General features: G+C 73.0%; 20 protein-coding genes and 2 pseudogenes. 14 read left to right on the top strand and 8 right to left on the bottom strand.

What is annotated here, in order from left to right; genetic code table 11:
- The first annotated feature begins 15 nt into the window (after nt 1-15).
- The 5 genes from ACFQO7_RS09660 to ACFQO7_RS09640 all read left to right on the top strand — a co-directional run bounded on the left by ACFQO7_RS09660 (nt 16) and on the right by ACFQO7_RS09640 (nt 4,585).
- Nucleotides 16-1,845, top strand: coding sequence for a hypothetical protein (locus ACFQO7_RS09660; protein WP_376806043.1), 1,830 nt, complete (start codon nt 16-18; stop codon nt 1,843-1,845).
- A gap of 156 nt (nt 1,846-2,001) precedes the next feature.
- Nucleotides 2,002-2,211, top strand: a complete 210-nt coding sequence (locus tag ACFQO7_RS09655; protein ID WP_120321539.1) for a helix-turn-helix domain-containing protein — start codon at nt 2,002-2,004, stop codon at nt 2,209-2,211.
- 156 nt (nt 2,212-2,367) lie between these two features.
- Entirely contained in the window at nt 2,368-2,469 is a 102-nt protein-coding gene (locus ACFQO7_RS09650; protein ID WP_007465623.1) for a 30S ribosomal protein bS22, read from the top strand.
- A 170-nt stretch (nt 2,470-2,639) separates the two neighbouring features.
- A complete protein-coding gene (locus ACFQO7_RS09645; protein ID WP_360531291.1) occupies nt 2,640-3,728 on the top strand; it encodes an NAD-dependent epimerase/dehydratase family protein in 1,089 nt (362 codons plus the stop codon).
- Complete coding sequence (locus ACFQO7_RS09640) at nt 3,725-4,585, top strand: lysophospholipid acyltransferase family protein (RefSeq protein ID WP_376806042.1); 861 nt, start codon at nt 3,725-3,727, stop codon at nt 4,583-4,585. The genes ACFQO7_RS09645 and ACFQO7_RS09640 overlap by 4 nt, the downstream gene beginning before the upstream one ends.
- A 2-nt stretch (nt 4,586-4,587) precedes the next feature.
- On the opposite strand, the gene ACFQO7_RS09635 is transcribed toward ACFQO7_RS09640, so the two are convergent.
- From ACFQO7_RS09635 to ACFQO7_RS09620, 4 genes and pseudogenes are all read right to left on the bottom strand, one after another.
- Nucleotides 4,588-5,667, bottom strand: a complete 1,080-nt coding sequence (locus ACFQO7_RS09635) for a TolB-like translocation protein (protein ID WP_376806041.1) — start codon at nt 5,665-5,667, stop codon at nt 4,588-4,590.
- The gene (locus ACFQO7_RS09630; protein WP_376806103.1) at nt 5,664-6,473 is read right to left on the bottom strand and encodes an HAD family hydrolase; all 810 of its coding nucleotides are present in this window, start codon (nt 6,471-6,473) and stop codon (nt 5,664-5,666) included. Before ACFQO7_RS09630 ends, ACFQO7_RS09635 begins: the two co-directional genes overlap by 4 nt.
- 432 nt (nt 6,474-6,905) lie before the next feature.
- Nucleotides 6,906-7,745 (bottom strand): annotated as a pseudogene (locus ACFQO7_RS09625) (DUF5667 domain-containing protein); the annotation flags it as partial.
- A gap of 142 nt (nt 7,746-7,887) precedes the next feature.
- Nucleotides 7,888-8,697, bottom strand: a complete 810-nt coding sequence (locus ACFQO7_RS09620) for an ECF subfamily RNA polymerase sigma factor, BldN family (protein ID WP_376806102.1) — start codon at nt 8,695-8,697, stop codon at nt 7,888-7,890.
- Between the two features lie 543 nt (nt 8,698-9,240).
- Between ACFQO7_RS09620 and ACFQO7_RS09615 the strand changes: the two genes are divergently transcribed.
- The 8 genes and pseudogenes from ACFQO7_RS09615 (at nt 9,241) to hemB (ending at nt 17,925) form a co-directional block, all read left to right on the top strand.
- The gene (locus tag ACFQO7_RS09615) at nt 9,241-10,749 is read left to right on the top strand and encodes an AMP-binding protein (RefSeq protein ID WP_376806040.1); all 1,509 of its coding nucleotides are present in this window, start codon (nt 9,241-9,243) and stop codon (nt 10,747-10,749) included.
- A gap of 31 nt (nt 10,750-10,780) precedes the next feature.
- Complete coding sequence (locus tag ACFQO7_RS09610) at nt 10,781-11,005, top strand: glutaredoxin family protein (RefSeq protein WP_360531306.1); 225 nt, start codon at nt 10,781-10,783, stop codon at nt 11,003-11,005.
- Nucleotides 11,006-11,061: 56 nt separating this feature from the next.
- Nucleotides 11,062-11,718, top strand: a complete 657-nt coding sequence (locus ACFQO7_RS09605; RefSeq protein ID WP_376806039.1) for an HAD family hydrolase — start codon at nt 11,062-11,064, stop codon at nt 11,716-11,718.
- A 395-nt stretch (nt 11,719-12,113) separates the two neighbouring features.
- Nucleotides 12,114-12,941 (top strand): annotated as a pseudogene (locus ACFQO7_RS09600) (redox-sensing transcriptional repressor Rex); the annotation flags it as partial.
- Between the two features lie 80 nt (nt 12,942-13,021).
- Nucleotides 13,022-14,356: a glutamyl-tRNA reductase gene (locus ACFQO7_RS09595; RefSeq protein ID WP_376806038.1), complete on the top strand. Its 1,335-nt coding sequence runs from the start codon at nt 13,022-13,024 to the stop codon at nt 14,354-14,356.
- Nucleotides 14,356-15,276 (top strand): hydroxymethylbilane synthase, encoded by a 921-nt coding sequence (gene hemC / locus ACFQO7_RS09590; RefSeq protein ID WP_360531315.1) that lies wholly within the window; start codon nt 14,356-14,358, stop codon nt 15,274-15,276. Before ACFQO7_RS09595 ends, hemC begins: the two co-directional genes overlap by 1 nt.
- Nucleotides 15,273-16,853 (top strand): bifunctional uroporphyrinogen-III C-methyltransferase/uroporphyrinogen-III synthase, encoded by a 1,581-nt coding sequence (locus tag ACFQO7_RS09585; protein ID WP_203691274.1) that lies wholly within the window; start codon nt 15,273-15,275, stop codon nt 16,851-16,853. The genes hemC and ACFQO7_RS09585 overlap by 4 nt, the downstream gene beginning before the upstream one ends.
- An 88-nt stretch (nt 16,854-16,941) precedes the next feature.
- A complete protein-coding gene (gene hemB / locus ACFQO7_RS09580) occupies nt 16,942-17,925 on the top strand; it encodes a porphobilinogen synthase (RefSeq protein ID WP_376806037.1) in 984 nt (327 codons plus the stop codon).
- Here hemB and ACFQO7_RS09575 read toward each other — a convergent pair.
- The 4 genes from ACFQO7_RS09575 to ACFQO7_RS09560 form a co-directional block, all read right to left on the bottom strand.
- Entirely contained in the window at nt 17,922-18,413 is a 492-nt protein-coding gene (locus ACFQO7_RS09575; protein WP_376806036.1) for a helix-turn-helix domain-containing protein, read from the bottom strand. The two genes, hemB and ACFQO7_RS09575, sit on opposite strands and share 4 nt — an antisense overlap.
- A gap of 395 nt (nt 18,414-18,808) precedes the next feature.
- Nucleotides 18,809-19,021 carry an FmdB family zinc ribbon protein gene (locus ACFQO7_RS09570; protein ID WP_376806035.1) on the bottom strand — a complete coding sequence of 71 codons (213 nt, stop codon included), beginning with the start codon at nt 19,019-19,021 and terminating at the stop codon, nt 18,809-18,811.
- Between the two features lie 4 nt (nt 19,022-19,025).
- On the bottom strand, nt 19,026-20,102 hold the full coding sequence (locus ACFQO7_RS09565; protein ID WP_376806034.1) for a GNAT family N-acetyltransferase: 1,077 nt from the start codon (nt 20,100-20,102) through the stop codon (nt 19,026-19,028).
- A gap of 101 nt (nt 20,103-20,203) precedes the next feature.
- Nucleotides 20,204-21,310, bottom strand: coding sequence for a lytic transglycosylase domain-containing protein (locus ACFQO7_RS09560; protein ID WP_376806033.1), 1,107 nt, complete (start codon nt 21,308-21,310; stop codon nt 20,204-20,206).
- Nucleotides 21,311-21,585: 275 nt separating this feature from the next.
- On the opposite strand from ACFQO7_RS09560, the gene ACFQO7_RS09555 reads away from it, so the two are divergent.
- Nucleotides 21,586-24,279, top strand: a complete 2,694-nt coding sequence (locus ACFQO7_RS09555) for an ATP-binding protein (protein WP_376806032.1) — start codon at nt 21,586-21,588, stop codon at nt 24,277-24,279.
- Nucleotides 24,280-24,306: the final 27 nt, after the last annotated feature.

Here is a 24,306-nt window from a genome sequence, read left to right as displayed (position 1 = left end):
GTAGCCTCCACGTCCGTGCCCCCCGAGGACGAGACCCCTTCCGCCGGTTGGCCCCCGCCCGCCGATCGACGCTCGCCCGACGAGACCGGCACGGGGGCCGTCGACCCCTGGGCGCGGACCGCGCCCGACCTTCTGCCACTCGACGACGAGGACCCCACCCCGGCCGCCGTGATCGCGGCCGCCCACTCCGCCGCGCCCCCCGACGACGAGCAGCCCACCGCGCCGCTGGCCGGGTATGCGCCGTCCCCGGTGGAGCCGCAGACCGCGCCCCTGGCCAGGTCCGCGGGGTCCCCGGCAGAGCCGCCCACGCTGCCGCACGCCGGATACGCCCGGCAGGCTGCGGCGGACGCGACCTTCGTGCCGCCGCCCGCGCCGATGCCGCCGACCGCCTACCCGGCTCCGGCAGCTCAGGCGCCCACCCCGGTTCCTGGCTACCCGGCCTCGGCCGCACCTGGCGGCTACCCGGCTTCGGCGGTCCCCGCTGCCTACCCGGCTTCGGCGATGCCCGCCGGCTACCCCGCGTCCGGAGTGCCGGGTGGTCATCCCGCGGGGTGGCCGCCGCCGCGGCCCCGGCGGCGCTGGGGGCGCGTGCTGGCGTTCGTCGTCGTGGTGCTGGTAGTGGTGTGCCTGGTCGGGGGCGGGCTGGCGGTGCTGGCGTTCCCGTGGCTGAAGGACCGGTTCTCCGGCCCGGAACCGACCGGCGCGCCGAGCCCGGGACCGAACGCCCCGTTCGCCGCCCGCCAGGCGTGGATCAAGGATCGGATCGGGACGGCGCTGACCGAGCAGCACCGGGCGCTGCTGGCCGGTGACGAGGCGGCCTACCTGTCCGTGGTCGATCCGGCCGCGCCGCAGGTGCTGGACGGTATGCGTACGCAGTTCCGGTCGCTGCGCGCGATGCGGGTCGCGGGGTGGACCGACGAGCCGAGCAACCCGACCCCGGTGCCCGCCGACGGCGGCGAGCAGTGGTCGACCGAGCTGCGCGGCACCCCCTGCTTCGTGACGCCGACCTGCGCGAAGGCCGGCGCGAAGGCGCAGACCCGGTGGCGGATCCGGGACGGGCGGGCCTGGCTGTTCGAGTGGCAGCCGGTCGCCACCCAGCCGTCGCCGCACCCGTGGCAGGTCGCGGAGCTGGTCGCCGACGCGGGGGAGCGCACCGTCGTCGCGACCACGCCGGACTTCGCGGGCAAGCTGCCCGAGCTGCTGGCCGAGGCGGAGAAGGCGGCCAAGGTCGCCGATCGGTTCGCCCGCGCCGGCGCCACGCCGTCGCGGTACGTCGTCTACTACGCGGGGCCGCAGGAGTGGCGGCGCTGGTTCACCTGGAATCCCGGAGACACCGTGTCCGGGGTGGCGCTGCGGGTGAGCGTGGAGCGCTGGGAGCTGATGCTCTACGACGACAACATCACGCCGGAGGTGCTGGGCGGAGTGCTGCGCCACGAGCTGACCCACGCGGCGTCGCTGGCCGGCCCGTTCAAGGACAGCGACACCATGTGGTGGCTGCACGAGGGCCTGGCCGAATACGCCCTGATGGACGGGGCCCGGGTGCGCGACTACCTGCGGATGCCCGCCATCCGGCAGTTCGTCGCGGACGGCTGGAACGGCGACATCGAGTTCAGGGACCCGCCCAAGGGCACCAAGGGCTGGATCGTCTCCGCCCGGTACGGCGTGAGCGCGCTGGCCGTGCGGCACATGGCGGACCGGTTCGGCGAGGCCCGCGTGGTCGAGTTCTTCCACCGGGTGGTCCACGACGGCGTGACGGTGCCCGTGGCGGCGCGGGAGACGCTGGGCGTGGAGTGGGCCGCCCTGGAGCGCGCCTGCGCCGCCTTCGTCCGGGACAGCGCGCGCTGATCATGCCCTGATCGGCCCGATCTTGGGGAAAGGCTCGCATCGGTCACAACCGTCCCGGTACTGTACTCATTACACAGGAATCCGTGCTCGCGACACCTGCCGCGACGCGACGCGCCGCCCGCGGCGCGGCCTGTACCGGAGGAGGTGGGCCTGCTCATGATCGGATCGACACGACAGGACGCACGGCTGGCGGAGGTCAGATTCCTCACCGTCGCCGAGGTGGCGACCCTGATGCGGGTGTCGAAGATGACGGTCTACCGCCTGGTTCACTCCGGGGAGTTGTCCGCCGTCCGGGTGGGGCGCTCGTTCCGGGTCCCTGAGCAGGCGGTTCAGGAGTATCTGCGGGGCGCTTTCTCGGAGCAGTAGAGCGAAGCGCGAGGAGTGAGCTTGCGAGCCCCGCAGCGTGAGCTGACAGCGTCTCCGTATCCCGGCTCACCCTGACGGTGACCCCTGGCAGCGGGCTCGCGGCTGCTCGGCTACCCTGAACGGGTTCCACCACCGTCAACTTCGAGGGGATGCCGTATGGGCTCCGTGGTCAAGAAGCGCCGCAAGCGTATGGCGAAGAAGAAGCACCGCAAGCTGCTGCGCAAGACCCGCGTCCAGCGTCGCCGTCTCGGCAAGTGAGGCTCGCGCCCGGCGCTGAGCTGACCGTCCGATCCGCCCGCGTGCCACTGGCGGATGCGTAACGACGGGCTCAGGCCTGGGCGTGGTCCCGCGAAACCCCTGAGTGGGCCGTACGGCTCGCGGGGTTCGCGGTGCTCCTCTTCATTCTTCGCCGCCCCGGGGAGGCGCGTATGACCGCGGTCGCCAACGGCTCCGCCGCCGATCGCGCACGCGCTCCCCGGGTCGTCATCGTCACCGGCGTCAGCCGGTTCCTCGGCGCGACCATCGCCGCCCGGATCGCCGCGGACCCCCGGGTCCGCAAGGTCGTCGGCGTGGACCGGGTGGATCCGCCCGCCGAGCTCGCGCCGCTGCTCAGCGACGTCGCGGTGCGCCGGGTCGACCTGACCGGCGGCGCATCCTCCCTGGTCAAGCTCGGTGCCGAGGCTCTCGTGCACCTCGCCGTGGTCTCCTCGCCCGACCCGGACGCCGGCGGGCGGGCCGCGATGAAGGACCAGAACGTCATCGGCACGCTCCAGCTGCTGGCCGCCTGCCAGCAGATGCCGTCGCTGCGCCGGCTCGTGCTGCGCTCGTCGACGGCGGCTTACGGCGTCTCGTTCCGCGACCCGGCCGTGTTCACCGAGGACACCGAACCCCGCGACGCCCCGCGCGGCGGCTACGGGCGCGACATCCTCGACATCGAGTCGTACGTGCGCGGCTTCCGCCGCCGGCGGCCCGACGTCACCACCACCGTGCTGCGCTTCGCCCCGTTCATCGGCCCGCAGGCCGACACCGCGCTGCTGAAGTTCCTGGCCCGCCCGGCCGTGCCGACGGTGCTCGGGCGGGACCCGCGCCTGCAGTTCATCCACGTCGACGACGCGCTGGAGATCCTGCGCCGCTCGGTGCTCGAAGACCACCAGGGCACCTTCAACGTGGCCGGTCCGGGCACGCTGACCCTGTCCCAGGCGGTGCGCCGGTCCGGGCGTGTCGCGCTGCCGGTGCTGGAGCCCGCCATGCACGCCGCCGCCTCGTTCGGCCGCGGGGTGGCCGGGCTGAGCCTGGACCAGGTCGACCTGTTCGTGCACGGCCGCGTGGTCGACACCGCGAAACTCGTGCGGGAGTATGGCTTCACGCCCCGCTCGACCGCCGACGCCTTCGACGACTTCGTGCGAGCGCAGGAGCCCGGCGCGGTCATCACCCCCGCCCGGGTGGCCGCGACCGAGCAGCGACTGCTCGACATGATCAGGTCGGTGCGGGAGAAGCAGCGGAGGGCCGGCCGGTGAACGTCCCCGAGATCGACGACGAGTTCGACGAGCGCGTCGCCGCCGGCCTGGCGTTCGTGTGCCGCCGGCTGTCCGGGCAGTATCAGATCGACGAGTTCGGGTTCGATCCCGAGCTGACCGAGCAGGTCTTCCAGCCGGTGCTGCGCCAGCTCTACCACCGCTGGTTCCGCACCGAGGTGATCGACGTCAAGAACCTGCCCGGCGAGGGCGGCGCGCTGGTCGTCGGCAACCACTCGGGCACCGTCGCGCTGGACGCGGTGATGCTGTCGGTGGCCTGCCACGACGAGCACCCGGCCCACCGGCACCTGCGGCTGCTCGGGGCCGACTTCGTGTTCCGCATGCCGTTCGTCTCCGAGCTGGCCCGCAAGTCGGGGGCCACCCTGGCGTGCAACCCGGACGTGGAGCGGCTGCTGCTGGCCGAGGAGCTGGTCGGCGTGTTCCCGGAGGGGTTCAAGGGCGTCGGCAAGCGTTTCGTCGACCGGTACAAGCTGCAGCGCTTCGGGCGTGGGGGCTTCGTGTCGGCGGCGCTGCGCACCGGTAAGCCGATCGTGCCGGTGGCCATCGTCGGGGCGGAGGAGATCTACCCGCTGCTCGGCAACATCAAGCCGCTGGCCCGGCTGATCGGCGCGCCGTACTTCCCGGTCACCCCGACGTTCCCGTGGCTGGGGCCGCTGGGCCTGATCCCGCTGCCGAGCAAGTGGCTGATCCGCTTCGGCGAGCCCATCGACACCACGCCGTACGCCGACGCCGCCGACGATCCCGCGGTCGTCTTCAACCTCGCCGACCAGGTCCGCGAGACCATCCAGACCATGCTCCACGAAACCCTCGAACTTCGCCCGGACCCCTTCGCCCCCTGAGGTCAGGGGAGCTTGCGCAGGTCCAGGGCGTGCCAGGTGAGGGTTTCGTTGTCGCCGGTGGACCACCAGAGGACACCGCCGCGGGAGGCGATGCGGCCGGCGTTGGCGGTGACCAGGGACAGGCTGCGGGTCTTCAGGTCGTAGAGCATCACCCGGGTGGTGGTGAGGCCTTGGGCCGAGCGGGTGTACACCTCGAAGCGGTCGAGCACGGCCACGTCGGCGATGGCCGAGGAGACCGCGCCGGTCACCGTGCGCACGCGCTCGGAGCCGTCCGGGCGCAGCAGCTCGATGACGGTGGAGGCCTCGGTGCTGCCGATGATCAGTGACCGGCACCAGGCCGCCGAGCAGCTCATCAGCTCGCCGCTCTGCACGCCGACCAGGACACGCTCGGACGTCTGCGGGTTGGTCAGCTCGATCGAGCCCGCGTCGGCGACCGGCTCGCTGACCAGCCACGGCCAGGCGCTGATGGCGTACCCGCCGGTCAGCTCCCGCACGACCGGCCTGCCCCCGGCCACCGGCACCGTGTAGATCGCGGAGACGCCTGGCTTGCCGACGTCGGCCATCCAGCTCAGCTGCCCGTCGTGCAGGACCAGGTCACCCTGCTTGTCGAAGAGCATCACCAGGCCGGTGTCCTCGGTGACCAGGCGCGGCGCGCCACCGTCGAGCCGGGCCGTCCAGACGCCGCTGCGGCCCGCGCCGTCGGCGTCGCTGCTCAGCTCCACCCAGGCCACGATCGTGCCGTCGCTGGTGAAGCCGGCGAACTCGGCGGCACTGTCCTTGGGCATGCGGCGCAGTTCGCGTTCGACGTTTCCGTCGCGCAGCAGCAGGCGCACGTCGTCGCCGCCGGGCGCCAGCGCCGTGCCGACCGAGCCGGTGGCGCTCAGGAAGTAGAGCGGGCTGTACACCGACCCGTCGGCCAGCGTGCCGGGCGTGTCCTGCACGGTGGCGCCCGGGTACACCTCGGCGAGCGCGGGTTCGGCGGCACGCGGCGGGGGTGGCTGCCGCGGGCTCAGCGCGAGCATGAAGCCCGCCGCACCCAGGGCGAGCAGCAGCGCGACGGCACGGGGCACCGGCAGGGTCACGTCTTCTTCCGGCGGCGGCTCAGCACCACGCCGCCCGCGACCGCGCCGGCCAGCACGCCCGCGCCGAGTGCGACGGGCACGGCGACCTTGGCGGCCTTGCGCCCGGATCGGAAGTCGCGGATGTCCCAACCCTGGGTACGGGCCATCCGGCGCAGCGCGCTGTCGGGGTTGACGGCGACCGCGCGCCCGACGCTGGTCAGCATCGGCACGTCGTTGATCGAGTCGCTGTACGCGGTGCACCGGGTCAGGTCGAGCCCTTCGGCGGCGGCCAGCGCCTCGATGGCGTGCGCCTTGGCGGGGCCGTGCATCATCTCGCCGACCAGGCGACCGGTGTACGCCCCGTCGCGGATCTCCGCGACCGTGCCCAGCGCGCCGGTGAGGCCGAGCCGCGCCGCGATGACCCGGCCCAGCTCGACGGGGGCCGCGGTGACCAGCCAGACCCGCTGGCCGGCGGCCAGGTGCTGGTCGGCGAGCGCGCGGGTGCCGGACCAGATCCGGTCGGCCATCAGCTCGTCGAAGATCTCCTCGCTGAGCCGTTGCACGTCGTCGACCTGCCAGCCCTCGATGAAGGCGAGCGCCGCCTCGCGGGCCTGCGCGATGTCGCCGGAGTGCTCGGCGGCCAGCAGCCGGAACTTCGCCTGGCTGATGGCGAACCTGGCCAGGTCGATGGTGGTGAAGTAACGCCGGGACGCCAGGCCACGGGCGAAGTAGTACAGCGAGGCGCCCTGCATCATCGTGTTGTCGACGTCGAAGAACGCGGCCCCGGTGCGGTCGGCGACCGGAACGGCCGGCTCGGTCAGGGGCATCGGCACGATGGCCGGTGGCAGCAGCGGCCCGGCCGTGGTGGCGGTCGGCTGCGCCGGACTGCGACGACGTGCCATCGGGCCCTCCTTCTGCGCCGGATCGCGGTGCGCGCGACCGCTAGAGCGTATGCGCCGCAGGCCGCCGCACACAGTAGGGGCGCGACGCCGTTACCGGCACCGCGCCCCCGTGTTGCCTCTGCCGGGCTAGCCCAGCAGGCCGCCGAGGATCCGTCCCAGCTCGTCGAGCAGGCCGTCGTCCTGCGCCTGCTCGGTCTCGCCGTCGGGAGCCGCGGGTGACGCCGAGACGTTCGGGCTGGCCGACGCCTGCGGGGCAGCGGGGGTGGTGGTGCCGTTGCCGCCCGGCTTGGCGTTCTCCTTGGTCTCCGCCGGTTGCTGCTGCTGCTCCGGCCGCGTGGGCTGGGTGACCGCGTTGGCGCACGCGCCGGGCACGGAACCGAGCTTGTCGCTGCCGTTGGAACCCGCGCCGCAGGCCAGCGCCGTGCGGGCGGCGGCGGAGCGCTTCTCGATCCGGTCCAGCAGGGACAGCGAGCCGGTGACCTTCTCCCGGTCGGTGCCGCTGTCGAGCAGCTGCCCGACCAGCATGCGCTGGTCGGCGACGAAGCGGTCGACCGCGTCCAGGGCGGAGGTGTCGCGTCGCGCCATGGCGGACGTGATCAGCATCCGGATGCCCTGCGTGGTGTCGCTGTCCATGTCGGTGAGCGCGGCCCCGAACCCGGTGGCGTCGGTGCGCACGGCGTGCGCCTCCGACAGGCGGGTGCGGGCGAACTCGAGGTAGAGCCGGCCGCGGGACAGGTCCGAGCCGGCCAGCGCGAGCTGCGCCTTCTCGGTCTGCCGCTTGACGCCGTAGAGGGCGTCGCCGGGGATCGCCTCACCGCTGGCCACCGATACGCCGGACAGTGCCAGCGTGCCGGCGGCGATGCCGATGACGATCGCCCCGCGGGCGCGCGCCCGGCCGGGTGTGCGAGCGGTCCAGGGCGCCGCCGCGCGCTGGTCCTCGACGTCGGTCCGGGCGGTCACGCCGATGCCCTCGCGTTCCGCGGTGGCGATCAGCTGAGCGCGCAGATCCCGTTTGAAGTTGGCCTCGGGCGCGCCGGGCAGGGCTACGGTGCGCAGCTGCTGTCCGACGGTGACCAGCTCGGTGAGCTGGCCGTCGAGGCGGGACCGGGTGTGGTGACGGCGGCCGCCGTTGGCCTCGTCGAGCAACTGGGCGAAGCGCTCGGCACGCCCACGATCGAACAGGGAAATGTTGTTCACCGCGGGCACCCCCCTTCGCTGATCGCGGTGATGGTTACGGCGAACGCTGAGAATGCCGCTCGCACCCGGTCAAACGGGGCCAGGGCACGATCAGTTACGGCCGTCGAGGGTGACGGGGCACCCGGAGTGAGGTGAGTCACGTTCACGGTTGGAACCCCTCGGGCAGCAGGCGGGCGAGCGCGCGCACGGCGCGATACTGCAGGGCCTTGATCGCGCCCTCGTTCTTGCCCATCGCCTGCGCGGTCTCCGCCACCGAGAAGCCCTGGAGGAACCGCAGCACGATGCACTCCTGCTGCTCGGGGTTGAGCTGCTTGACCGCCGTCAGCAGCGCCACGTTGGTGATGTGGTCGACCACGGCCGTCTCGGGGCTGCCCTCGGGGCCGCGGTCCTCGCGGTCGGCGTCCAGCACGTCGCCGGTGGTGACCTCCAGCCGGTACCGGCCGGACTTGAAGTGGTCGGCGACCAGGTTGCGGGCGATGGTGACCAGCCACGCGCCCAGGTCGCGGCCCTGCCAGGTGAAGCTGCTGATGCGCTTGAGCGCCCGCAGGAAGGTGTCCGAGGTCAGGTCCTCGGCCAGCGGGCGGTTGCCGACCCGGAAGTAGATGAACCGGAACACCGTGTCGACGTACCGGTCGTAGATGAGCCCGAACGCCTCGGCGTCGCCCTGCTGCGCCCGCTCCACCAGCGTCCACACCTCGTGTGCGGCGTCGCTGGGATCGGGCCGGTCCGGGTAGCCGGTGCCGCCGGAGCCGCCCTCCTCGACGGACGGCAGGACCTGGGTCTCGCCGCTCTCGACGGCGGAGCCGCCGGCCTGGGTGGGGGCGCTGCGCCCGTTGACCCGCCCGCCCACGGGTTTGGTGCCCGGGGGCTGGTGGCGGACCGCGGCGTCGTTGCCCTGCCGGGTACGGATCCGCTGCGTGCCGCCGTCGCCACGTACCGCTGTGGCCAGCATGTCGTTGAGCGAAGTACGGAGCAGCGTCAGGCCGTCGACCAGGGCCCGGCGGGCCGCCGCCACCTCGCTGGTGACCACATCATCGCCGAACAACACAGAACTCATCCCGCCACCTCCGCGTGCCCCCAGACCGATCCGCCCCGGTGCTGCGGAGGGCGCGTGCGTCCTCCGGCATACCGGGCAATCTCCACCATAAGCCGCTGAACACCCATGAGGTACTCGTTCGGTGCGATAAACGGCACAAAGGCCTCCTCTGGCTGAGGGGTGTCGACTCATGGCAAAAAGGGTGAGCCGACCCTGAGGACTATAAAGGCCCCAACTCACCCAGCGGTGTGGAGTCAGTTACACGCCGGACCGAAATGTTGCACCGGCACCCGTAGGGGTAGTCGCACACGCTGTGCGCTGGTCCGGGTACTGACCGAAAGTTTCGGGGCCGGCTCACCCGGCCGGGTGATGCTGTTGTCGCGCCTGTGACAGCGTCGCGTCAGGACGGTGAACACGAGGGGTGGGCGCGCGGGCCGCGCTGTGGAAAACTCAGCCTCCGTGAACCTCGCCACACTGCTGCGCCAGCACGCCGCCGCGACCCCGGACCGCATCGCGCTGCGCGCGGGCGAGGAGAGCCTGACCTGGGCGGATTGGGACGCGCGGGTCGACGCCGCCGCGCGCGGCCTGGCGGCGCTGGCACTTCCCGCCTCGGCCGGACACCCCGCGCGTGTCGCGATCGCCCTGCCCAACGGCCTCGACTTCCCCGTGGCCCTGCTGGCCGTGCTGCGCGCCGGCCTGGTGGCGGTGCCCTGCAACCCGGGGTTCACCCCGCGCGAGCTGCGCCACGTGCTGGCGGACAGCGGCGCGCAGGTGCTGGTCGCACCGCAGGAGCTGCTGGCCGGGGTGGCGGGTGGGGTGGCGCACCCGCTGACCGCGCTGCCGGTGGCCGAGGCCGCCCTGCCCGCTGAGGGCCCCGGCGACGACCTGGCACTGCTGCTCTACACCTCAGGCACGGAGGGCGTGCCCAAGGGCGCGATGCTGCCGCACGCGGCACTGCTGGCCAACCACCGGCAGCTGGCCGCCGTCGAGCCGCCGCTGGTCGGCCCGGACGACACGGTGCTGCTGGCGCTGCCGCTGTTCCACGCGTACGGGCTCAACACCGGCCTCGGTTCGGTGCTGTTCCACGGCGCTGCGGGCGTGCTGCTCGCCGACTTCGACCCGGCCGCCTCCGCCGCGCTGATCGCCGAGCACGGGGTGAGCGTGCTGGTCGGGGTGCCGCCGATGTTCCTGGCCTGGAGCCTGGTGCCGGACATCGGCGAGCGGCTGCGCTCGGTGCGGCTGGCGGTGTGCGGCGCGGCCGCGCTGGAACCGGCCGCCGCGGCGCGCTTCACCGCGCTCACCGGCCACACCGTGCAGATCGGCTACGGGCTGACCGAGACGGCGCCGGTGCTGGCCTCCACCGTCGCGGCCCCGTCGGCCAAACCGGGTTCCATCGGCCGGCCGCTGCCCGGAGTCGAGCTGCGCCTGGTCAACCGGGCCGGGGAGGACGTGTGGCGGGGCGGGGAACCGCTCGGCGCGGCCGAGGAGGACGACCTCGACCTCGACGTGCCCGACTCGCCGGGCACCGATCCGGGCGAGGTGGTGGCCCGGGGGGAGAACCTGTTCGCCGGGTACTGGCCCGACGGCCGGGGCGGCCCGGACGCCGACGGCTGGTGGCCCACCCGCGACGTGGCGTACGCCGACGGCGACGGGGACCTGTTCCTGGTCGACCGGCTCGGCGAGCTGATCCTGGTCAGCGGCTTCAACGTGTACCCGGCCGAGGTGGAGCAGGTGCTGCTGGCGCACCCGGGCGTGGCCCAGGCGGCCGTGCTGGGCGCGCCGCACCCGATGACCGGGCAGCAGGTGCGCGCGGTGGTGGTGCCCGCCCAGCGCGGTGAGGTGACCGCGGCGGAGCTGGCCGCGCACTGCGCCCGCAACCTGGCCAGGTTCAAGTGCCCGAGCGAGATCGAGTTCGCGGACACGCTGCCCTACTCGGTCATCGGCAAGGTGCGCAAGGGCCTGCTGTGACACGCGGAGCCCGGTCCGCGAGAATGACGCCGTGACCCGACTGACCCTGTACACCCGGCCCGGCTGCCACCTGTGTGAGGACGCGGTGGCGGTGCTGGAGCGCATCGGCGAGCCGTTCGAGGAGGTCGACATCTCGGGCGACCGCGAGCTGGAGGCCGAGTACGGCGACCGGATCCCGGTGATCATGCTGGACGGCCGGGAACACGGCTACTGGCGGGTGGAGGAGCAGCGGCTGCGCCGCGACCTCGCGGCCTGATCTCCGCGGCCGGGGCGGGGTGCCCTGAGCAGCGCTCACACGAGTAATCTGGCGCGATGAAGCGCGGCGCGAAGCACCTTGTCTGGGACTGGAACGGCACCCTCGTCGACGACCTGCACCTGGTCGTGAACTCCACGAACGTGGCGTTCGAGGCGGCCGCGCCCGGCCGGTCGGTCAAGGTCACCGCCGACGAGCACCGCCGCGACTTCCGCCGCCCGATCAGCGAGTACTACGGCTCGGTGCTGGGCCGCACCGTCACCGAGGCGGAGTTCGCCCAGCTGGACCAGATCTTCCACAACGCCTACCGCACCGGCCTGGCCGAGCTGGCCCTGTCCGCCGGAGCGCGGGACGCGCTGCGCGGCTGGACCGGGACACAGTCGCTGCTGTCCATGTGGTTCCACGACGAGCTGGTTCCGACGGTCACCCGGTACGAGCTGACGTCGCACTTCATCCGGGTGGACGGGCTGCCCGAGCGGTTGGGCGGGGAGCAGGCGCACAAGGCCGGCCACCTGAAGCGGCACCTGGCCGAGCTGCGCCTGGAGGGCGCTGACGTGGTGCTGATCGGCGACTCGATCGACGACGCCGACGCGGCGGCGTCCGTCGGCGCGCGTTGCGTGCTCTACACCGGCGGCTTCACCGATCCGGCCAAACTGCGCACTTATGGAGTGCCGGTCGCGGACAGCCTGCTGGAGGCGGTCGCGCTCGCGGCGTGACGTTCGTCTCTGGATGACGGCACCCGAAGTCACTGGTAGCCGCTTTGGGTGGATGGCTTCTTTTGCGGGTGTTTGCGGTGAATCAGGCGGGCGTGTTTTGGGAGTGATTGTCGCTGTTGCGACATAATCGCGGAGCAGCGCCCATCCGGACGTCCGTCGCGAACCGCCTTTTCGGCGACTCTCCGTGACGGGCGGAGCGGCGTCGGGCCAGAGTGGGGGCACACATGCCGCGGGGGCATTCTGGCCGATTCGCGATCCCGGATGGGCGCGCTTTCAAGATCGCGATTTGTGCACCTGTTCACAAGCGCTTAGTCTGTTACCTCGACGTTCCCCGCTAGCACAGAGCCGTACGGCCATGTGATCTGGGGTCTAAGCCTTGTTCGGCACGGAGTCTCATGAGTCAGCAGCGCACCGGTCACGAAGCCGGTATCACCGGCCGTGTCGGCGCGGTCACGCCCTCGGCAGCTCTGGGCAGCCAGCCGGATTTCCCGGATCTGCCCGAGGCCACGGTGGCCCGCCTGCCTGAGTACCTGCGTGCTCTGCATCACCTCGCCGAGACCGGGCACGACACCGTCTCCAGCGAGGGCCTGGCCACCGCCGCCGGGGTCAACTCGGCCAAGCTCCGCAAGGACCTCTCCCACCTCGGCTCGTACGGCACCCGCGGCGTCGGCTACGACATCGAGCCCCTGGTCGGTCAGATCGAGTACATCCTCGGTCTGAACAAGCGCCGGGCCGTCGCGCTCGTCGGCGTCGGCAACCTCGGTCACGCGCTGGCCGGCTACGCCGGGTTCGCCAGCCGCGGCTTTCGCATCGCCGCGCTGTTCGACGCGGACCTCACCCGGGTCGGCGAGCTGATCAACGGGCTCGCCGTGCGGCACATCAGCGACATCCCCGAGGTGGTCGAGGCCGAGGCGATCTCCATCGCCGTGCTGGCCACCCCCGCCGGGGCCGCCCAGGCCGTCGCCGACCAGCTGGTCGCGGCCGGGGTCACCAGCATCCTGAACTTCGCGCCGGTGGTGCTCAACCTCCCGGAGCAGGTCGACGTCCGCAAGGTGGACCTCGCCGTGGAGCTGCAGATCCTGTCGTTCCACGAGCACCGCAAGTCGGCCCGCGGGGCCGAGCTGGCCAAGGCGGTGGCGCTGGCCGCCGACCCGGCAGCGCTTGCCGCCCCGGCGGCAGTAAACGGGGCCGAACCGGCCCGCCCGGCGGCCCGCGCCGCCGGACGGGGGCGGATGGCCCGCGTCATTGCCGAGGCGGGCGGGGTCGTGAACGGCAGCCCGGCCGCACGAGGAGAGGTGGCCGCGTGAACCTCGTCGTGGTCGGCGCGTCGTACCGGACGGCGCCGGTGGAACTGCTGGAGAAGCTGTCGCTGGTCGAAGGCCCGCAGGCGCTGCCTCGGCTGCTGGCCGGCGGTGAGCTGGCCGAGGCGGTCGTGGTCTCCACCTGCAACCGGGTCGAGGTCTACGCCGCCGTGCCCGCGTTCCACGCCGGTCTGAGCCACCTCGGCGAGGTGCTGTCCGAGCTGTCCGGCGTGCCCGCCGAGCAGCTCGCGAGCACCCTGTACGTGCACCATGGCCAGGACGCGGTGCGCCACGTCTTCCGGGTCGCCGCCGGGCTCGACTCGATGGTGGCCGGCGAGGCGCAGATCCTCGGCCAGCTCCGCGAGGCATACCAGCACGCCACCGAGGCCGACGCGGCCGGCAAGGTGCTGCACGAGCTGCTGCAGCAGGCGCTGCGGGTCGGCAAGCGGGCGCACGCCGAGACCGGCATCGACCACGCGCCGCGCAGCATGGTCAGCGCCGCGCTGGACCACGCCGTCGCGAACTCCGCGGACTGCCACCGCTGGCTCGTGGTGGGGGCCGGGGCGATGGGCGCGCTGGCCGTCGCCGAGCTGACCCGCCGCGGCGCGGGCACGGTCACCGTGGTCAACCGCGGCCTGGACCGCGCGCAGCGGCTCGCCGACGCGTACGGCGCCACCGCCGCCCCGATGCAGCGCCTGCCCGAGCTGCTGGTCGACGCCGACGTCGTGATCACCGCGACCGCCTCGACCGGCCACGTACTCACCACGGGCAACGTCGGTGCGGCGCGCGCCGGGTCCGCCAAGATCCTGACTATCATCGATCTGGCGATGCCGCGCGATGTCGAGCCGGCCGTCGCCGATCTTCCCGGGGTGCGGCTCGTCGACGTCGCACGCCTGGGCACCGTGCTCGACCCGGCCACGTCCGGCGCGCCGGTCTGCCCCCGCTCGTCCGCCGACCGCGAGGTCGCGGCCGTGGAGCAGATCGTCGCCGGCGAGGTCGACTCGTACGCGAGCTGGCTGCGCGGCGCCGAGGTGGCGCCGACGGTCGCCGCGCTGCGGGCCAGGGCTGAGGACGTGGTCAGCGCCGAGCTGCGCCGTTTCGCCCAGCGCCGCAGCGACCTGACCGACGAGCAGCGCGCCGACGTGGCGCACACCGTGCACCGGATCGTGCAGCGGCTGCTGCACCAGCCCACCGTGCGGGTGCGCCAGCTGGCCGCCGAGCCCGGCGGGGAGGCGTACGCCAGCCTGCTGCGCGACCTGTTCGACCTGTCGGTGATCCCCGGATCGCCGGACCACACGACGGTGGCCGACGTGCCAGATTTGAAGGGGGGTGCCTGATGAGCCGTACCGGAGTGCTCCGGCTGGGTACGCGGGGCAGCGCCCTGGCGATGGCGCAGTCGCAGACCGTCGCGGATCTGGTGACCGCGGCGACCGGGCTGCCGGTCGAGCTGGTGGAGATCGCGACGGCGGGCGACCGCTCGTCCGCGCCCGTGCAGCAGCTCGGCGTGGGCGTGTTCGTGTCCGCGCTGCGTGACGCGCTGACCGCGAAGGAGATCGACTTCGCGGTGCACTCGTACAAGGACCTGCCCACCGCGCCCGCCGACGGCCTGTCCATCGCGGCCGTGCCCGAGCGGGCCGACCCGCGCGACGCCCTGATCGCCCGGGACGGGCTGACCCTGGCCGAGCTGCCCGCCGGCGCCGTGATCGGCACCGGCGCGCTGCGCCGCATCGCGCAGATCAACGCGCTGGGCCTGCCCGTCACCACCGTGCCGATCCGCGGCAACGTGGACACCCGGCTGCGCAAGGTCGCCGACGGCGAGCTGGACGCGGTCGTGCTGGCCCGCGCCGGCCTGGCCCGGCTGGGCCGCGCCGGTGAGGTCACCGAGATCCTGGACCCGATGCTGATGCTGCCCGCGCCCGCCCAGGGCGCGCTGGCCGTCGAGTGCCGGTCCGCAGATGCCGACCTGGTCGAGGCCCTCGCGGCTCTCGACCACCGGGCGACCCGTGCGGCGGTCACCGCCGAGCGGGCGCTGCTGGCCGCGCTGGAGGCAGGGTGCAGCGCACCCGTCGCCGCGCTGGCCGAGACAACCGAAGACGACGAGATCTACCTGCGCGGTGCGGTGATCAGCGTGGACGGGCGGTTCGCCCTCCGGCTGTCGCGCACCGGAACGCTCGCCGAGGCCGAGCAGATCGGGCGGGCCCTGGCCGCCGACCTGCTCGAAGACGGTGCCGAGAATGTACTTGGGAGTGCAGAATGACCCGCACCCGTAAGCCCGCCGGGCACGTCGCGTTCGTCGGGGCTGGACCCGGCGACCCGGGACTGCTCACCCGCCGCGCGTACGACACGCTGCTCGAAGCCGACCACATCGTGTACGACCGCAGCGTGCCCGACGCGCTGCTCGACACGCTCAAGGCCGAGACCGGCGACCTGACCGAATACAGCCCTGCCGAGGGCGTGCCCGGGGACGTGGCCAAGGTGCTGCTGTCCGAGGCGCGTTCGGGCCGCAACGCGGTGCACCTGGTGACCGGTGACCCGTTCGGCCACGACGCCGTGGTCAAGGAGGTCCAGGCGGTCGCCCGGACCAACGTGCGCTTCGCCGTCGTGCCCGGCGTGCCCCAGGCCGCCGGTGTGGCGACCTACGCGGGCGTGCCGCTGACCGGCGTACGCACCGCCGCCGACGTCGACGACGTCACCACGCTCGACTTCGACGGGCTGGCCGCCGCGGTGCGGCACGGCTCGGTCGCGCTGGCCGTCGACGCCGGCGACCTCGCCTCGGTGCGCGACGGCCTGCTGGCCGCGGGCGTCGACGGCACCGCGCCGGTGGCGATCACCGGTGACGGCACGGGCGACACGCAGTACACGACCACCTCGTCGGTGGACAGTTTCGTCGCCGCGGCGCTGGGCTTCTCCGGCCGGGTCGTGGTGACCGTCGGCGGCGGCGTCCAGCACCTGGACAAGCTCGGCTGGTGGGAGCGGCGGCCGCTGTACGGCTGGCGCGTGCTGGTGCCGCGCACCAAGGAGCAGGCGGGCGTGATGAGCGCGCGGCTGCGGGCGTACGGGGCGATCCCGTGCGAGGTGCCGACGATCGCGGTCGAGCCGCCCCGGACCCCGGCCCAGATGGAGCGGGCGATCAAGGGCCTGGTCGACGGCCGGTACGCGTGGGTCATCTTCACCAGCGCCAACGCGGTGCGCGCGGTGTGGGAGAAGTTCGGCGAGCACGGCCTCGACGCCCGGCACTTCGGCGGAGTCAAGATCGCCTGCATCGGCGAGGCGACCGCCGAGGCGGTCCGCTCCTTCGGCATCCAGCCCGAGCTGGTGCCCGCGGGCGACCAGTCCAGCGAGGGCCTGCTCGCCGAGTTCGCGCCGTACGACGAGATCTTCGACCCGGTGGGCCGGGTGCTGCTGCCCCGCGCCGACATCGCGACCGAGACGCTCGCCGCCGGGCTCACCGAGCGCGGCTGGGAGGTCGACGACGTCACCGCCTACCGGACCGTGCGCGCCGCGCCGCCGCCGGAGGAGATCCGCAACGCCATCAAGTCGGGTGGTTTCGACGCGGTCCTCTTCACGTCAAGCTCCACAGTCCGCAATCTCGTCGGTATCGCCGGCAAACCGCACCAGCGTACGGTGGTTTCGGTGATCGGCCCGAAGACGGCCGAGACCGCACTGGAGTTCGGTCTGCGCGTCGACGTGCAGCCCGAGCACGCGTCCGTCCCCGACCTGGTCGAGGCGCTCGCGATGTACGCCGTCGAGCTGCGCGAGCGGCTCGCCGCGATGCCGGCCAAGCAGCGCCGCGGCTCGAAGGTGCAGGGCCCCACCGCCCTGCGCTTCCGCTGAGCCACGGCACCACGTGATCGAAGTGTCCTCGACGTCGTTATAGCAGCGTCGGGGACACCTCGATCACAGGAAAGACAGGGAGTGCGTGATGTCCTTCCCGAACGTGCGGCCGCGACGGCTGCGCACCACCGCGGCGATGCGGCGGATGGTCAGCGAGACCCGGCTGCACCCGGCCGAGCTGATCCTGCCGCTGTTCGTGAAGGAGGGCCTCGCCGAGCCCCGCCCCGTGAAGTCGCTGCCCGGCGTGCTCCAGCACTCGCGCGAATCGCTGCGCAAGGCCGTCGCCGAGGCGGCGCAGGCCGGCATCGGCGGGGTCATGCTGTTCGGCATCCCGGCCGAGAAGGACGCCGTCGGCTCCGGCGGCATCGACCCGAACGGCATCCTCAACGTCGCGATCCGCGACGTGGTCGCCGAGGTCGGCGACAGCGTCGTGGTCATGAGCGACCTGTGCCTGGACGAGTTCACCTCGCACGGCCACTGCGGCCTGGTGCGCCCCGACGGCTCGGTGGACAACGACGCGACCCTGGCGGCGTACGCCCGCATGGCGGTGGCCCAGGCCGCCGCCGGCGTGCACGTGGTCGGCCCCTCCGGGATGATGGACGGCCAGGTCGCCGTGGTCCGCCGGGCCCTCGACGAGGCCGGCTACCGCGACACCACGATCCTCGCGTACGCGGCCAAGTACGCCTCCGCCTTCTACGGCCCGTTCCGCGACGCGGTCGAGTCGTCGCTGGAGGGCGACCGGCGCACCTACCAGCAGGACCCGGCGAACCTGCGGGAGTCGCTGCGCGAGGTCGCGCTGGACGTCGCCGAGGGCGCCGACATCGTCATGGTCAAGCCCGCGCTGCCGTACCTCGACGTGGTCGCTGCGGTGCGCGACATGGTCGACGTACCCGTGGCCGCCTACCAGGTCAGCGGCGAGTACGCGATGGTCGAGGCGGCCGCCGCCAACGGCTGGATCGACCGCGACCGGGTCATGATGGAGACCCTGCACTCCATCCGCCGCGCCGGCGCCCAGCTGATCCTGACCTACTGGGCCACCGACGCCGCCCGCCGCCTGCGCGCCGACTTCTAGTAGAGGACCTCGGGCGGCTCCGGGTCGTTGCGGTACTTCTTCACCCGGACCTCCCACTGGCTGCGCCGCCGCTGCGCGTCGCGCCGCGCCCGGTCGCGCAGGAACGTCTCCGGCGGCCGGGCCAGCCCGTACTGATCGGCCCACCACTCGCCCGGCCGCGGATCGAGGACCAGGTCCAGGTGCGACGGGTAGCGGCGCTCCGCGCCGTCGCGCAGCTCCTGGTCCCGCCGGTCGCTCATCGGCATCAGCACGTGCCCGTCGTCGTCGACCACAGTCAGGTAGTGCGCCGTCGCCCCCATGATCTTGGCGAAGGCGACGAGGCTCGGCCACAGCTCGCCGGCCTCGATCCGCCCGACCGTCGAGGCGTGCAACCCTGCACCCTTGGCCAGTTCGCGCTGGCTCAGATCGGCGCGGCGGCGGGCGGCCCGGATCAGCCCCACGACCGGGAACGGCGTACCGGACAGGCTCTCCTTGCGAGGACGCGGCATAGCCGCCAGCCTCACCGCCGAGCCCTCGACTTGCAACCGCCGATCCCGGAACCTGTGGACAAGCACCGCCCCTGTGGATAACCGGCGGCTAGGTGCCTTCTCTTCCGCCCAGCTCAGGTGTACCCGCCGAACGCATTTGCTCTGCACCCAAAGCCTTGCTCTGCACCCATCGGCGCAACAGCCGGAAGTCCATCACCCCGTTGCGTATGTGGGTGCAGAGCAAGCAAATGGGTGCAGAGCAAATGCGTTCGGGGCGTATGCCTGACCTGGAAGGATGGAGCGGCGAAAAGAGCAGAAATCGCCGGTTTCGGGGCACGACGTGCAGCTCGACCTCACGGCCTACGCGCAAACGGCGATCATGCCCTGCGGCGACGAGGTCGACGGCGCGGGACGGGTCAGCTGCAGCAGCCGCCACCGCAGCAGCCGCCGCCACCGCCGGACGGGGCGGGGATGGCGTCGCCGCGACCGGACAGGCCGACGGTGGTCAGCAGCTTCACGGTGTCGTCGTGGCCGGCCGGGCAGGGCGCGGGGTCACCCGCGGCCGCCATCGGCCGGTTCACCTCGAACGTGTCGCCGCAGGCGCGGCAGCGGAAGTCGTAGCGTGGCATCGGATCAGCTTATGCGGAGGTTGGCGGCCAGTTCCACGACGTCGCCCTCGTACTCCAGCCACTGGCGGTCGGCGACGAAGCCGAGCTCCTGGTTGACCTTGATGAGGGGTTCGTTGACCGCCGCGTTCCAGGTCTGCACCTCGGTCAGGTTCGGCTCGGCCGAGCGCAGCTCGAACAGCATCCGGGCCTTGATGGCGCGGCCCACGCCGTAGCCGCGGTGGCGCGGCACGACGACGGTGTCGTACTGGTCGGCGCGGCCGGGGCGCTGGGCGGGCACCACGACCTCGGTCAGGCCGGCGACCTCGCCCGTCTTCTCCTGGACGGCGACCACGATGTAGAGCTGCAGACCGCGGGCGGCCAGGGTGTGCAGGCTGGCCAGCAGCCGCTCCGGCTCGTAGGAGCTCGGGCGCAGCTCCAGGTCGCCGAGGTCGTAGTCGTCACGCACCTCGGCCTTGGCGGCCGCGTACGGCGCGATCAGGTGCTCGGGCGGCCCGTCGGCGTAGAACTCGATCTGGTAGCCGGCGCCGACGCCCGCGGCCATGTCGCCGAGGGCGAACCAGTCGACCGTGTCGAGCCGCAGCACGCTGCGGATCTCCGTGAACGCCAGGGTGAAGCCGTGCGCCTGGTAGAAGTCGACGGCGGACGTGGCGCCGGCCACCTCGACGCCGAGCGTGGTGAAGCCCTTGCGCAGGGCGACCCGCACCTGCTCGGTCAGCAGCGCGCGGCCGATGGCCTGCCGGCGCGCCTTGGGATGGACCAGGATCTCGACGACGCCGATGTCGCCCAGCAGGATGATGCTCCCGGCGCCCAGCGGGGCCACACCGCGCGCGGCGTCGCCCTCGTTCTCCTCGACCAGCCACATCATCTTGCGTTCACCGGGCATGGTGACCGCCAGGTAGTCGCGCATCCGGCCGTCTTGCCACAGGGGATCATCAGGTAGGTCGACCGCGGAAACCTCGTTGAGGAGAGCGACCAGAGAGGTGATCTCAGTGGCGGCGGCGGTACGGGGATCCCATTCGCGCACCTTCACTTGTCCAGCTTGCACACTGCGCCCCCGAAACGGAAGGGTCCCACCTGTCATCGTATGCAAACCATTACTCTGAGTGGCGTTCAACGACGCAGGCAGTGGCGGACGGTAGTGTTATGGGCCGTTTCGCTGAACTGGGCGAGACGTCCGGCGGATCAGGTCTGACTGCTACGACCGTACGCCTGTGCGGTGTCGTACACCTTCTGCAGGTACACCCCGACGTTGTTGTACGACAGGACCACCGACTTCCAGTTGGCCACGACGGTCAGGTCCTTGTTCGGCGCGCAGAGGTAGTAGGCCGCGGACAGGGCCGCGTCGTCGAGGTCGTGCGGGTCGACGAGCTGGTCGTTGTCGGCGTCCACCCCGTAGGTCGTCCAGGTGGTCGGGATGAACTGCATGGGGCCGACCGCGTGGTCCCACTTCTTGTCGAGGTCGAGCCGGCCGGCGTCGGTGTCGTTGATCTTCTTGGTGTTCTTGGTGCCGTCCAGGGCGGGCCCGACGATCGGCGGCAGCGCCTTCGCGTCGTCGCCGAGCTTCGCGCCCTTGGTGCGGCCGTGATCAGACTCGATCTTGCCGATCGCGGCGAGGGTGGTCCACCGCAGCTTGCACGACGGGCGGGTCGACGTCACCACCCATTCGGCGTAGGCATACGCCTCCAGGGCCGTCACCGGGACGTTCACCTTGGCGGAGGTGGCCTCGGCCCAGCGGCGGAACGCGGCGGCCGGCCGGGCCACGGGGCTCGGTGCGGCGGTGGCCGTGGGGAGCGGTTCGAAGCTGGGGCTCGGCGTCGCGCTCGCGGGTGCCTCGCTCGACACCGACGGCGACGGCGCGGGCGCGGCCTTGGCTCCGACCAGGGAAGGGATCAGCAGCGCGCCGGACGCGCCGGCTGCGGCGACCAGCAACGCGAGGGTGACGCCCGTGGTGGTGAGCCGGCCGACCGGGCGGCGCGACTGCCGCCAGACCACGCGGCCCGCGTCCATCGCCGCCGAACGCAGCCGCACCATCGCGGCCCCGACCGAGATCGCGGGCACCGTCTCGGTCCCCGGCGCGGCCTCGGCCGCCGGCGTGGCCGCAGCGTCCGCCGTGGTCGCGGCGTCCGCTGTGGTCACAGTGTTCGGCCTGGTCACAGCATTGCCGTCGGCCTCGGCCGCCGTCGCGGCAACGGTTTCCGCGTCCTGCGGCACCGTCGCGCCGACAGCGTCCTCGGCGGCCGGCTTCCGAGCCCGCGCCGCCGCTTCCGTGGTGTCCTCCCCGTCCCGCACGGGTCGAGTATGCCTCGCGCGCGCCGCATTGTCGTGCGCACGCCGTGTCCGTCGGCGACGGCTCGGGTGATCCGGTTGTGACCTCATGGCCCACATCCGCCCTGCGGTGTCGTCGTTACGACGGTTGCAAGCTCGACACGGCACTGATCGGCTTCACCGTTCGCGGACGGCGACACCCTCGGACGGCTCGATCAACCCGTTCTCACGATGTCCTGTGCAGGTGGGGGTACGGCAGCATGAACCGCGACTTCCAGGGGGGCGGAGGTTATCCGCGCGTGCAGCAGCGTACACATCTGCCTCGTGGGCAGGTGACGTTCTTGTTCACCGACATCGAGGGCTCGACCCGACTGGCCCAGATGCTCGGTGACGGCTACCGGCCGGTGCTCCACGAGCACCGGCGGGTGCTGCGTGCCGTGCTCGCGGCGGCCGGTGGTGTGGAACTGTTCACCGAGGGCGACTCCTACTTCTTCGCCTTCGCCGACGCCTCGACCGCGGTGGAGGCGTGCGCTTGCGCGCAGCGCGCGCTCGAAGCCCACACGTGGTCCGATCCGCAGGCGCAGCCCAAGGTGCGGATGGGGCTCCACACCGGAATCGCGCAGCCGCACGGCGGTGAGTACGCCAGCCCCGAGGTGCACCGTGCGGCCCGGGTCGCCGCGGCGGCGCACGGCGGGCAGATCCTGCTGTCGGCGTCGACCGCGCAGGCCGCGTCCCGCCTGCCCGACGAGGCCTGGCTGCTGGACCTGGGACTGCACCGGCTGCGCGGCTTCGACGGCCGCGAGCGCCTGTTCCAGCTCGTCGCACCCGAGCTGGAGCAGCACTTCCCCCGCCCGCGCACCGAGCGCACCGCGCCGCACAACCTGCCCAGCCCGCTGACCTCCTTCGTGGGACGGCATCCGGAGCGCGTCGAACTGGCCGAACTGCTGTCGGCGCACCGGCTGGTGACCGTGGTCGGCGCGGGCGGGGCGGGCAAGTCGCGGCTGGCCGTGGCCGTCGCGCACGACCTCATCGAGTCCTATCCGGACGGCATCTGGAGCGTCGACGTCGCCGGTGTCACCGATCCGGGCCTGCTTGCCTTCACCGTCGCCACAGTGCTGGGGCTGCGCCCGGAGCCGGGCCGCCCGGTCGTCGAGACGCTGGTGGAGCATGCCTCGACCCGCCGCCTGATGCTGCTGCTGGACACCTGCGAAGCGCACGTGGGCGTCGTCGCGCCGCTGGTGGCGCAGCTGCTGGCCGGCGCGCGCGAGGTGACCGTGCTGGCCACCAGCCGGGAGCCGCTGGGCATCGCGGGTGAGCTGGTCTGGCGCATCCCGCCGCTGTCGCTGGCGCCCGCCGCGGGTGGTGGCGTCAGCGACGCCGTCACGCTGCTGGCCGAGCGCACCGCGGCGGCCCGGGGCGGGCGCGCGGTCGAGCCGGCCGAACTGGCTGACCTGGCCCGGGTGGCGGCCCGCCTGGACGGGCTGCCGCTGGCCATCGAACTGGCCGCGGCCCGGCTGCGGGTGCTGTCCGGCGGTGAGCTGGCGGCCCGGCTGCACGCCGAGCTGACCGCGGAGGAGAGCGACCCGCTGCAGGCTCTGGACGCCGGCCCGCCGCACTCGGGCGCGCACGCCCGGCACGCCACCATGCAGGCCACGGTGACCTGGTCCTACCGCACCCTGCCGGACGACGCGGCGCGGCTGCTGCGCTGGCTGTCGGTCTTCGCCGGGCCGGTCGGCCTGGCCGGAGTGGAGTCGCTGATGGACGGCGACCCGCTCGGCCCGCTCACCGTGCTGGTGGACAAGTCGCTGGTGCAGGCCGAGCCGGGCGCGCACGGCACGACCTACCGCATGCTCGACCCGATCCGGGGGTATGCCGCCCGGCGGCTGGCCGCGCACGGCGAGGAGGCCGCGGCCCGGGACCGGCACGTCGCCTGGGCGTTGCGCGCGTTGCAGGCGGTCGGGCGCGGGCCGGACGAGCAGCCGGTGACCCTGTCGCTGTACTCGATCGACCCGCTCATCGCCGAACTGCGCGCCGCGCTGCGCTGGTGCGGCACGGGCGGCAGCGCCCGCTCCGGGCTGCAGATCTCCTGCGGGCTCGACCAGTGGTGGCGGGAGCGAGGGCTGGCCCGGGAAGGCCGGCTGTGGCTGTTCCGGCTGTACGCCCGCCTGTCCGAGACCGGCGAGCGAGTGCCCGACGCGGAGCTGGCCCGCGCCTACCACGCACACTCGGGTCACGCCGCCGTCGACGGCGAGTTCGTCGAGGAACTGCGGTTCAGCCGCCGGGCCGAGGCCGCCGGCCGCCGGGCCGGGGATCCGGGCCTGCTGGCGCGGGTGCTGGCCGGGCGGTCGGGCGCGCTGCGCGACGCGGGCAAGCCCGACGACGCCGAGCAGGCGTGCCGTGAAGTGCTCGCCTGGGCGACCCGGTACGACGTCGCGCCGGACGCGCTGTTCGCGGTGTGCAACCTGGCCGAGCTGCTGTGGTTGCGCGGCGCGCTGGACGAGGCCGCGACCCTGCTGGCCGCGTCCCGCCAGCTGGAGCAGCTGCGCCCGGCCGAGCGCGGGCGGCGCACCCTGGACCTGCTGCTGGGCATGGTGGCGCTGCGCCGGGGCGATCTGGTCGCCGCGCACGAGCACCTGACCGTGGCGCTGCGCTCGCGCATGGCGTACGGCTTCCACGGGCGGGCCTGCGTGGCCGTCAAGGCGATGGCGGCCCGATGCGTGCAGGGCGGGGACGCGATGACGGCGGCGACGCTGTTCGGGGCGGCCGAGTCGACGACGGTGCGGCTGCACTGCGGGCCGGGCATCTTCGCCTCGTACTGGGCCGCGCAGCAGGAGGCCGCTCGGGCCGCGCTCGGCGACGCGGTGTTCGACGAGGCGTACGCCCGCGGCGCGGCGATGTCGCTGGGGGAGACGGCGTCGCTGGCGCTGGCCGTGGAGCACCCCGATCTCGCGGTGGACTCCAGCCGCTTCGCCGAACTGCCCAGCGGCTCCTGAAGGAACAGACCCCGGACGCAGTCCTGC

It is taken from the genome of Catellatospora aurea, assembly GCF_042663325.1.
Lineage (GTDB): Bacteria > Actinomycetota > Actinomycetes > Mycobacteriales > Micromonosporaceae > Catellatospora > Catellatospora aurea.
This window is presented reverse-complemented; position numbering and strand designations above follow the sequence as displayed.

Excerpts from the sequence above, each read along its gene's own strand:
- ACFQO7_RS09650 (WP_007465623.1), top strand. The coding sequence starts at position 2,368 with ATGGGCTCCGTGGTCAAGAAGCGCCGCAAGCGTATGGCGAAGAAGAAG.
- ACFQO7_RS09605 (WP_376806039.1), top strand. The coding sequence starts at position 11,062 with ATGAAGCGCGGCGCGAAGCACCTTGTCTGGGACTGGAACGGCACCCTC.
- ACFQO7_RS09585 (WP_203691274.1), top strand. The coding sequence starts at position 15,273 with ATGACCCGCACCCGTAAGCCCGCCGGGCACGTCGCGTTCGTCGGGGCT.
- hemC (WP_360531315.1), top strand. The coding sequence starts at position 14,356 with ATGAGCCGTACCGGAGTGCTCCGGCTGGGTACGCGGGGCAGCGCCCTG.
- ACFQO7_RS09620 (WP_376806102.1), bottom strand. The coding sequence starts at position 8,697 with ATGCTGGCCACAGCGGTACGTGGCGACGGCGGCACGCAGCGGATCCGT.
- ACFQO7_RS09645 (WP_360531291.1), top strand. The coding sequence starts at position 2,640 with ATGACCGCGGTCGCCAACGGCTCCGCCGCCGATCGCGCACGCGCTCCC.
- ACFQO7_RS09655 (WP_120321539.1), top strand. The coding sequence starts at position 2,002 with ATGATCGGATCGACACGACAGGACGCACGGCTGGCGGAGGTCAGATTC.
- ACFQO7_RS09630 (WP_376806103.1), bottom strand. The coding sequence starts at position 6,473 with ATGCCCCTGACCGAGCCGGCCGTTCCGGTCGCCGACCGCACCGGGGCC.
- ACFQO7_RS09565 (WP_376806034.1), bottom strand. The coding sequence starts at position 20,102 with ATGACAGGTGGGACCCTTCCGTTTCGGGGGCGCAGTGTGCAAGCTGGA.
- hemB (WP_376806037.1), top strand. The coding sequence starts at position 16,942 with ATGTCCTTCCCGAACGTGCGGCCGCGACGGCTGCGCACCACCGCGGCG.
- ACFQO7_RS09570 (WP_376806035.1), bottom strand. The coding sequence starts at position 19,021 with ATGCCACGCTACGACTTCCGCTGCCGCGCCTGCGGCGACACGTTCGAG.
- ACFQO7_RS09575 (WP_376806036.1), bottom strand. The coding sequence starts at position 18,413 with ATGCCGCGTCCTCGCAAGGAGAGCCTGTCCGGTACGCCGTTCCCGGTC.